Source organism: Pseudomonas sp. PS01303 (assembly GCF_029959385.1).
Lineage (GTDB): Bacteria > Pseudomonadota > Gammaproteobacteria > Pseudomonadales > Pseudomonadaceae > Aquipseudomonas > Aquipseudomonas rustica.
The window spans coordinates 1-8,480 of record NZ_JASCPK010000198.1 but is presented as its reverse complement, the minus strand read 5'-3'; the positions used below and the strand labels follow the sequence as shown (position 1 = coordinate 8,480).

Annotated in this window: 8 protein-coding genes; 6 read left to right on the top strand and 2 right to left on the bottom strand. The window is 59.0% G+C overall.

Annotation, left to right across the window (positions count from 1 at the left end):
• Positions 1 to 111: 111 nt before the first annotated feature.
• Positions 112 to 1,128 (bottom strand): AraC family transcriptional regulator, encoded by a 1,017-nt coding sequence (locus QMX93_RS28405; RefSeq protein ID WP_282358852.1) that lies wholly within the window; start codon positions 1,126 to 1,128, stop codon positions 112 to 114.
• A gap of 288 nt (positions 1,129 to 1,416) precedes the next feature.
• Here QMX93_RS28405 and efeU point away from each other — a divergent pair, with 288 nt between their 5' ends.
• The 4 genes from efeU to efeO (QMX93_RS28385) are packed head-to-tail and all read left to right on the top strand — an operon-like array spanning position 1,417 to position 5,647.
• The gene (efeU, locus tag QMX93_RS28400) at positions 1,417 to 2,268 is read left to right on the top strand and encodes an iron uptake transporter permease EfeU (RefSeq protein WP_282358851.1); all 852 of its coding nucleotides are present in this window, start codon (positions 1,417 to 1,419) and stop codon (positions 2,266 to 2,268) included.
• 8 nt (positions 2,269 to 2,276) lie between these two features.
• Complete coding sequence (gene efeO, locus QMX93_RS28395) at positions 2,277 to 3,476, top strand: iron uptake system protein EfeO (protein ID WP_282358850.1); 1,200 nt, start codon at positions 2,277 to 2,279, stop codon at positions 3,474 to 3,476.
• Positions 3,477 to 3,494: 18 nt separating this feature from the next.
• Complete coding sequence (gene efeB, locus QMX93_RS28390; RefSeq protein ID WP_282358849.1) at positions 3,495 to 4,793, top strand: iron uptake transporter deferrochelatase/peroxidase subunit; 1,299 nt, start codon at positions 3,495 to 3,497, stop codon at positions 4,791 to 4,793.
• A 29-nt stretch (positions 4,794 to 4,822) separates the two neighbouring features.
• Positions 4,823 to 5,647: an iron uptake system protein EfeO gene (gene efeO / locus QMX93_RS28385; RefSeq protein WP_053120279.1), complete on the top strand. Its 825-nt coding sequence runs from the start codon at positions 4,823 to 4,825 to the stop codon at positions 5,645 to 5,647.
• Between the two features lie 102 nt (positions 5,648 to 5,749).
• Here efeO (QMX93_RS28385) and pssA read toward each other — a convergent pair whose 3' ends face one another.
• Positions 5,750 to 7,099, bottom strand: a complete 1,350-nt coding sequence (pssA, locus tag QMX93_RS28380) for a CDP-diacylglycerol--serine O-phosphatidyltransferase (RefSeq protein ID WP_282358848.1) — start codon at positions 7,097 to 7,099, stop codon at positions 5,750 to 5,752.
• A 204-nt stretch (positions 7,100 to 7,303) separates the two neighbouring features.
• Here pssA and QMX93_RS28375 point away from each other — a divergent pair, with 204 nt between their 5' ends.
• Together QMX93_RS28375 and QMX93_RS28370 are read left to right on the top strand one after the other, a co-directional pair.
• Positions 7,304 to 7,867, top strand: coding sequence for a TetR family transcriptional regulator (locus QMX93_RS28375; protein ID WP_053120283.1), 564 nt, complete (start codon positions 7,304 to 7,306; stop codon positions 7,865 to 7,867).
• A 54-nt stretch (positions 7,868 to 7,921) separates the two neighbouring features.
• Positions 7,922 to 8,401: a nuclear transport factor 2 family protein gene (locus tag QMX93_RS28370; protein WP_053120284.1), complete on the top strand. Its 480-nt coding sequence runs from the start codon at positions 7,922 to 7,924 to the stop codon at positions 8,399 to 8,401.
• The last annotated feature ends 79 nt before the right edge of the window (positions 8,402 to 8,480 follow it).

Sequence of the window (8,480 nt, the reverse complement as noted above, 5' to 3'; positions counted from 1 at the left end):
CTTTTGACGTTTATTTTTTTAGAACAGGATCAAAAGATCGCAGCCTTCGGCAGCTCCTACAGGGGAGTGCCTTTCAAATGTAGGAGTGAGCCTGCTCGCGAAGAGGCCGGGTCAGACAATCTCATTCAAAATCAGCGTCCGATAGTGCCCCGGATTCGACCCCGACCATTTACGAAACGCCTTATAAAACGAACTCGCATCGGCAAACCCCAACCGACTCGCAATCTCGACAAAACTGATCGAAGGCTCCGCCAGCCAGACAATCGCCAACTCCTTGCGCACGCTGTCCTTGAGCCCCTGATACGTCTGCCCTTCCTCGGCCAGTCTTCGGCGCAAGGTCGAGGCCGACATGCACAATTGCTGCGCCAGGGCCTCGGTTTCCGGCCACTGCTCGGCCGGCAACTCTCGCAGATCCTGCTTGATCCGACTCGCCAGGCTCTCGGGATCGCGGTACTTCACCAGAATGTTCGCCGGCGCATGGGCCAGAAAGCGTTTCAACTCTTCGGCAGACCGCTTGATCGGCAGATCGAGGCAATCCGCCGAGAAGATCATCCGCGTGCGCGGTCGATCGAAACGCAGGTTCTCGGAAAACATCACCCGATAGTCATCGGTGAAATCCGGCTCGGGGCCACGCAGCTCTATCGCCAGAATCGGAATCCGCCGCCCGGCGAGCCAACAGGCGACGCCGTGGACGATCATCCAGTAAGTGAAATAGGTGAAGGCGCGACGCGGTTCGGGGTCATCCTCAAGCAGAACGATTTCGGCGAGGCTCTGCTGGTGCACCAACTGCGCCGGCATGCGCTCCAGCATCAGCGAGAGAAAACTCAAACCCGTACTCAAACCCGCTGCCAGCGTGGGTTGCGCCATGGCGCTGCGGCAGAGGAACTCCAGACTGCCGGACTTGAGCCGACGCGGATCCATGCCGAAAAACTCGTCATCGCCACGCCGGGCCAGCAGGCGCCAGAGTTTGGCGTATTGCGAGGCTGGAACCCGACCGTTGTCGGTTTGCAGCAGCGCCGGATCAATCCCGACCTTGTTCAAGACTTCGTCCGTGGCCACGCCCAGGGCACAACTTTGCAGCAGCGCTTCACGCACCAGTTGAACGGCGATGGTGTCTTTTTCCGACATGGAGCGCGCGTATTCCTGTTGTTTTTTCGATGACACGCATCTTACCTCAGGCCACACGAAACCCTATGTAGGAGCTGCCGAAGGCTGCGATCTTTTGATTTTCAAAACCAAGATCAAAAGATCGCAGCCTTCGGCAGCTCCTACAAAGTTCCGGTGTCACCCGCATGAGAATGGTTGTTCTTTACTTTGTTCAGCTTCTGTTCAGGTTTGTGTCAATGATTGTCATGTGAGAATGGTTGTCATTATGTTACAACTTGTAACCCCTCAGAATGATTCGTTGGACACCTAATGCTCGTTCCTTTTCTGATCATGCTGCGCGAAGGCATTGAAGCCGCGCTGATCGTTGGCATCATCGCCAGTTACCTCCAGCAAACCGGCCGTGGCCAGTGGATGCCTGCCGTGTGGATCGGCGTTTTCCTCGCCGCCGCCCTCGCCCTGCTGGTCGGTGGCGGTCTGGAGTTGGTCAGCGCCGAATTCCCGCAAAAGCAGCAGGAACTGTTTGAAGGCATCGTCGGGCTGGTCGCCGTGGGGATTCTCAGTTCAATGGTGTTCTGGATGCGCAAAGTCGCGCGCTCGATCAAACATTCGCTGCAAGCCTCACTGGATCACGCGCTGACTTCTTCGAAGCATCAGGTCATTGCGCTGATCGCCATGGTCTTCTTTGCCGTGGCCCGCGAAGGTCTGGAAACGGTGTTCTTCCTGCTCGCGGTGTTCCAGCAAAGCGAAGGCCCTGGCGCGCCGATTGGCGCCCTGCTCGGCCTGATCCTGGCGATCATCGTTGGCTTCCTGATCTACAGCGGCAGCATGCGCCTCAATCTTTCGGCGTTCTTCAAGTGGACCGGCCTGTTCATTCTGGTGGTTGCCGCCGGGATTCTCGCCAACTCGGTGCAGGCGCTGCATGAAGCCGGGCTGTGGAATCACCTGCAAACCGTGCTGTTCGACTTCAGCGCGACGCTGCCGATGGACGGCCCGTTGGGCTCGGTGCTGGCCGGCATGTTCGGTTATCAGGATGCACCGACCGTCAGCACCCTCGGTGCCTATCTGCTTTATCTGCTGGTGGCGCTGGTGATGTTCTTTTACCCGGTTCCGGCTCCCGCGCCCAAACCCGCCGCGCAATCGTCTTCCGTTTCCAGCCAATAAGGGCATTCATGTCAAAGCCTAATACTCCTCAGGCCTCCCCTCCCCGCGCCTTGCGTTGGGCGGTGGCCGGTTCGGTGGTCATCATGATCGCCGCCGGTGGCCTGTTCTGGTACGCCTCGAAAATGGCTGCGGCCAAGCGTCAGCACAATCACGATGAAGTGGTGGTGAATATCCATCCGGGCAGTTGCGAGCCGAATGCGCTGACCGTACCGGCCGGCCGCGCCAGCTTCCGTATCGTCAACCGCTCCGACCGCGCGGTGGAATGGGAAATCCTCGACGGCGTGCTGGTTGTCGAAGAGCGCGAGAACATCGCGCCGGGCCTGAGCCAGGTGATCAACGCCAATCTGCAACCCGGCGATTACGCGATCACCTGCGGCCTGCTGAGCAACCCGCGCGGCACCTTGCACGTCACGCCGACTGCCGCCTCTGATGCGGCCGCGAAAGCCAAGCCGTCGATGGTGGCTTTCGTCGGGCCGTTGTCGGAATTCCGCGTTTATCTGGCCAGCCAGAGCAGCGTGCTGATCAAAGCCGTGACCGCGCTTAATCAAGCGATTGAAAGCGGGGATTTGAGTCAGGCTCAGGCGTTGTACCTGCCGGCCCGTGCGGCTTATCAGCGTCTGGCCCCTGCCGCTCAGCGCTTGGCCGAACTGGACAACAGCATCAATGCCCGCGCCGATTATTTCGAAAAACGCGAACAGGATCCGGCCTTCGTCGGCTTCCATCGGCTCGAATTCGGCCTGTTCCAGCAGCGCAAACTCGATGAACTGGCGCCGATTGGCCAACGCCTGCTCAGCGACGTCACCACGCTCAAGCAGCAACTGCTCGCACAATCGCTGCCACCGGAGCAACTGGTGAACATCGTCGTGCGCAACCTCAACACCTTGGCCGACGTGCGCGCCGCCAACGGAGAAGAGGAACGCTACAGCCACAGCGATCTCAACGGTTTTGCCGCGAATGCTGAAACCGCGCACAAAGTCGTCGATCTGCTGCGGTCAATGCTGAGCAAGTCAGCCGCTGACCTGCTGCCGAAAATCGACAAGGCACTGGCGGACTTCGACACACAACTCAACAGCTACAAGATCAAGGACGGCTACGCCAGCTACGACTCCGTCAGCGGCGAACAACGCAAGCAGATCGCCGACAAGGCCCAGGCTCTGGCCGACGCGCTTGATGGCATTGATCCCGCCCTCGGCCTCTCCGGCCTGTAAGCAGAAGACGAATTCGCGATGAAAGATTTGGAACCCCTCAACCTGCAACGTCGCCGTGTCCTGATGGGCATGGGCGCCGCCGGTGTCGCCCTCGCCGGCTCAGCGCTGAGCTGCCCGGCCATGGCCGCCGCGCCGGCGCAAGTCACCGAAGCACCGAGCAGCGACAAAACCGAAGACCGCCACGATTTTCACGGCGTCCACCAGACCGGCATCGTCACCCCGCGCCCGGCGTCGGGCATGCTCGTTTCGTTCGACGTGTTGGCCAGTGATCGCGAAGACCTTGAGCGACTGTTCCGCACCCTCAACGAGCGCATCGCCTTCCTGATGAAGGGCGGCCCGGTTGAGCAAATCGATCCGAAGTTGCCGCCGCCGGATTCCGGCATCCTTGGCCCGAACGTGACGCCGGACAACCTGACCATCACCGTTTCCGTCGGCGAATCGCTGTTCGACGAGCGCTTCGGTCTGGCCGACGCCAAACCCAAGCGCCTGCAACGCATGGTCGGTTTCCCCAACGATGCGCTGGAAGCTGACTGCTGCCACGGCGATCTGAGTTTGCAGTTCTGCTCGAACACCACCGACACCAATATTCACGCCCTGCGCGACATCGTCAAAAACCTGCCCGATCTGCTGCTGGTGCGCTGGAAACAGGAAGGCAGCGTGCCGCCGCAAGCTCCGGCGAAACCCGGTGTGCCGGCGCAATCGGCGCGTAACTTTCTTGGTTTTCGCGACGGCTCGGCCAACCCGAATTCCAACGATGCGAAAGCCATGGACAACATCGTCTGGGTGCAACCGGGCAGCGACGAACCGGCCTGGGCTGCGCATGGCAGTTACCAAGCGGTGCGGATCATCCGCAACTTCGTCGAGCGCTGGGATCGCACGCCGTTGCAGGAACAGGAAAGCATCCTTGGCCGGGTGAAAACCTCCGGCGCGCCTATCGGTGGCAAACACGAAACTGAAGTCCCGGACTATCACAAAGACCCGGAAGGCAAGCTGACCAAACTCGACGCGCACATTCGTCTGGCCAACCCGCGCACTGCTGCGAGCCAGGCCAACCTGATCCTGCGTCGGCCGTTCAACTATTCCAACGGCGTCAACAAGAACGGCCAACTCGACATGGGCCTGCTGTTCATCTGTTACCAGGCTGATCTGGAAAAAGGCTTCATCACCGTGCAGACCCGCCTCAACGGCGAACCGCTTGAGGAATACCTCAAACCGGTCGGCGGCGGTTACTTCTTCACCCTTCCGGGTGTTACGGGCGACAAGGATTTCATCGGTCGCTCGCTGCTCAACGCCACACAACCCAAAACCGCTGCCTAAAAACAACATTCAACACTGGAGCCGCCCCCATGAAGAAGACGCCACTCGCGTTATTGCTGACCCTTGGTTTGCTCAACACCCCGCTGTCGGCGTTCGCCGCGACAGCGCCGCTGGATCTGGTCGGGCCGGTGTCGGACTACAAGATTTACGTCACCGAGCAACTCGATGAGCTGGGCAGCCACACGCAACAGTTCACCGACGCCGTGAAGAAAGGCGACCTGGCCACCGCGCAGAAGCTCTACGCGCCGACTCGGGTTTACTACGAGTCGATCGAGCCGATTGCCGAGCTGTTCAGTGACCTCGATGCGTCCATCGATTCGCGCGTCGACGACCACGAGAAAGGCGTGAAGGCTGACGACTTCACCGGTTTTCACCGCATCGAGTACACGCTGTTCTCGGAGAAAAGCACCCAAGGCCTGAACGAGCTGGCGGACAAGCTCAACAGCGACGTCAAAGACCTGCAAACCCGCGTCGCCGGCCTGACCTTCCCGCCTGAGAAAGTCGTGGGTGGCGCGGCTGCGCTGCTGGAAGAAGTCGCTGCAACCAAGATCTCCGGCGAAGAAGATCGTTACAGCCACACCGACCTGTATGACTTCCAGGGCAACATCGACGGCGCGAAGAAAATCGTCGATTTGTTCCGTCCGCAGATCGAGAAGCAGGACAAGGCGTTCATCGCGAAGGTCGACAAAAACTTCGCCACGGTCGACAAGATTCTGGCCAAGTACAAGACCAAGGACGGTGGATTTGAGACGTATGACAAGGTGAAGGATAACGATCGTAAAGCGCTGGTCGGGCCGGTGAATACGTTGGCGGAAGACCTGTCCACGTTGCGTGGGAAGTTGGGTCTCAACTGACAGATTTGATTTGTTGGCAGAAAAGATCGCAGCCTTCGGCAGCTCCTACATTGGGCGGTGTACACCCTGTAGGAGCTGCCGGAGGCTGCGATCTTTTGCTTTTTACCGTAAGAGAATCCGGTACAGCAACCGCTCAATCCGCACCCGACTCACGCGCTTGAGAAACTTCGCCACCGCGCCCGGATACTCCGGCAACGTCTCAAGATTCTGAAAGCTGTCGATCCGCGTGGTATCGCGGAAAATCTCTTCCAGCTCCTTCGCCCGTGGTTCCAGCCATTCCCCCTTCGGGTCTTCAATCAGCAGCGCGTTTTCCAGATCCAGACGGAACGCTCGTGGGTTGAGGTTATTGCCCGTCAGCAAGGTATAACGCTGATCGACCCACATGCCCTTCAGGTGATAGGTGTTCTCGCCATCACGCCACAAGTGCAAGTTCAATTGGCCGCTGTCGATATTGCGCTGATGCCGTTTGGCAAAGCGGCGCAGGCTGATCTCGTACAGGTACGGTAGCGCGGCGATCACCTTGAACGGCTCGCTCGGCGGGATGTAGAAATCGTTGGCGGTCTTGTCACCGACGACGATGTCGATCTTCACGCCACGGGCCAATGCGCGGTTGATCTCGCGGATCACGCCCAGCGGCAAGTTGAAGTACGGCGTGCAGATGGTCAGCTGTTTTTGCGCGCTGGCAATCAGTTCGAGAATCGCCCGGTTCAGCGGGTTGTTCTTACCGACGCCGAGCAACGGCGTCACCGACAGACCGTCTCTGGCGGTGCTGCCAGTGGCCGTGTCGTACGTTGCATATTTGAGGCGGCTGCGCAGATCACCGATGTCGTTGCGCAGGCTGCGCGTAGTCGGCAGGTTCGGCAGGTCGAGGCGATGCACGGCTTTGGATTCGATCAGGCCGTGCTTGACCAGATGATGCATCGAGTCCGCCAGTTCGTGGCTTTGCAGCACGTGATAACGGTCGAACCGGTACTTGTCGAACTTGTGCAGGTAAACGTTGTTCAGGCTCGCACCGCTGTAGACCACGCAATCGTCGATCACGAAGCCCTTCAAATGCAGCACGCCGAACAGTTCGCGGGTCTGCACCGGCACGCCGTACACCGGCACTTCGCTCTGGTGCGTACGTGTCATTTCCTGGTACCACGCGGAATTGCCCGGCTGCTTGCCGGCACCGATCAGCCCGCGCTGCGCGCGCAGCCAGTCGACCACCACGGCGATTTCCAACTCAGGGCGTTTGAGCTTGGCGGCGTGGAGGGCATCGAGGATTTCCTGACCGGCTTCGTCTTGCTGCAAATACAACGCAACGATGTAGATGCGCTGGGTCGCCGCAGCGATTTTTTCCAGCAGGCAACGACGGAACTCGGCGGCGCCGGACAGAATGGTCACGGCCTCGGCGGTCAGCGGGAAGCTGCGCAGTTTAGGCAGCAAGGAACGTTTGAAAAGCAACGGCATAGGGCTCGCAATGGGTCGAATCCGAAGAACCCGAGAGCTTACACCATCGCATCCTTCGGGTCTTGTTAGAGCCCTCAAACAGATCAAAAGATCGCAGCCTTCGGCAGCTCCTACATTGGCCCGTGTAGGAGCTGCCGAAGGCTGCGATCTTTTGATCTTAAAAAACAATTGCAAAAGGAGAACGTCCGTTCTACTGTCGGCCACATGAACGAACCAATCAATACCGAAACCCGCGACATCATCCTCGACGTCACCGAAAAACTGATCTACAAAAGTGGCATCGCCGCCACCAGCATGGATCTCCTGGTGAAAACCGCCGGCGTCTCGAGAAAAAGCATCTACCGTTATTTTGCGGACAAAGACCAACTGGTCGCCGCCGCTCTGCAACGCCGCGACATTCGCTGGATGCACTGGTACCGCAACGCCGTCGATCAAGCCGAGACCCCGGCCGATCGCCTGCTCAACCTGTTTACCGTGCTCAAGGAGTGGTTCGCCTCGGAAGGTTTCCGTGGTTGCGCCTTCATCAACACCAGCGGCGAGACGGGCGATCCACAGAATCCGGTGCGTCTGATCGCCAAGGAACACAAACAGAAGCTGCTCGACTACGTGGTTGAGCTATGTACCGAACAGGGCGTCGCGGATCCGCAGCAACTGGCCAGACAGCTGCTGATCCTGATTGACGGCGCCATTACCGTCGCGCGGGTGATGGGCGATCACAGTGCCGCCGATAACGCACAAAACATGGCGCGAAAGTTGTTGGATCTGTAATGCCTTTATAAGCCGGACTTGTTGTTAAACCGCAAACCCTATCGGGAGTCTGATATGTCTACTGCAGCGCAAGTACGTCCGCCATTGCCACCCTTCAACCGCGAGTCGGCGATCGAGAAAGTGCGTCTGGCCGAAGATGGCTGGAATTCCCGCGATCCGGAAAAGGTTTCGCTGGCCTACACCCTCGACACCAAATGGCGCAACCGCGCCGAGTTCGCCAATAACCGCGAAGAAGCCAAAGCCTTTCTGACGCGCAAGTGGGCGAAAGAGCTGGATTACCGCTTGATCAAAGAACTCTGGGCCTACTCCGACACGCGCATCGCGGTGCGTTACGCCTATGAATGGCACGACGATTCGGGCAACTGGTTCCGTTCTTACGGCAACGAGAACTGGGAGTTTGATGAGCAAGGCCTGATGTTCCAGCGCTATGCGTGCATCAATGACCTGCCGATCAAAGAGAGCGAACGCAAATTCCGCTGGCCACTGGGCCGCCGCCCGGATGATCACCCAGGCCTGTCCGACCTGGGCCTGTAAACACCGTCCCCTGTAGGAGCTGCCGAAGGCTGCGATCTTTTGATGTTGTTTTCAAGATCAAAAGATCGCAGCCTTCGGC

Bases quoted from the DNA above. Each gene is read 5' to 3' on its own strand.
- efeO (WP_282358850.1), top strand. From the start codon at position 2,277: ATGTCAAAGCCTAATACTCCTCAGGCCTCCCCTCCCCGCGCCTTGCGT.
- QMX93_RS28375 (WP_053120283.1), top strand. From the start codon at position 7,304: ATGAACGAACCAATCAATACCGAAACCCGCGACATCATCCTCGACGTC.
- efeU (WP_282358851.1), top strand. From the start codon at position 1,417: ATGCTCGTTCCTTTTCTGATCATGCTGCGCGAAGGCATTGAAGCCGCG.
- pssA (WP_282358848.1), bottom strand. From the start codon at position 7,099: ATGCCGTTGCTTTTCAAACGTTCCTTGCTGCCTAAACTGCGCAGCTTC.
- QMX93_RS28370 (WP_053120284.1), top strand. From the start codon at position 7,922: ATGTCTACTGCAGCGCAAGTACGTCCGCCATTGCCACCCTTCAACCGC.
- efeO (WP_053120279.1), top strand. From the start codon at position 4,823: ATGAAGAAGACGCCACTCGCGTTATTGCTGACCCTTGGTTTGCTCAAC.
- QMX93_RS28405 (WP_282358852.1), bottom strand. From the start codon at position 1,128: ATGTCGGAAAAAGACACCATCGCCGTTCAACTGGTGCGTGAAGCGCTG.
- efeB (WP_282358849.1), top strand. From the start codon at position 3,495: ATGAAAGATTTGGAACCCCTCAACCTGCAACGTCGCCGTGTCCTGATG.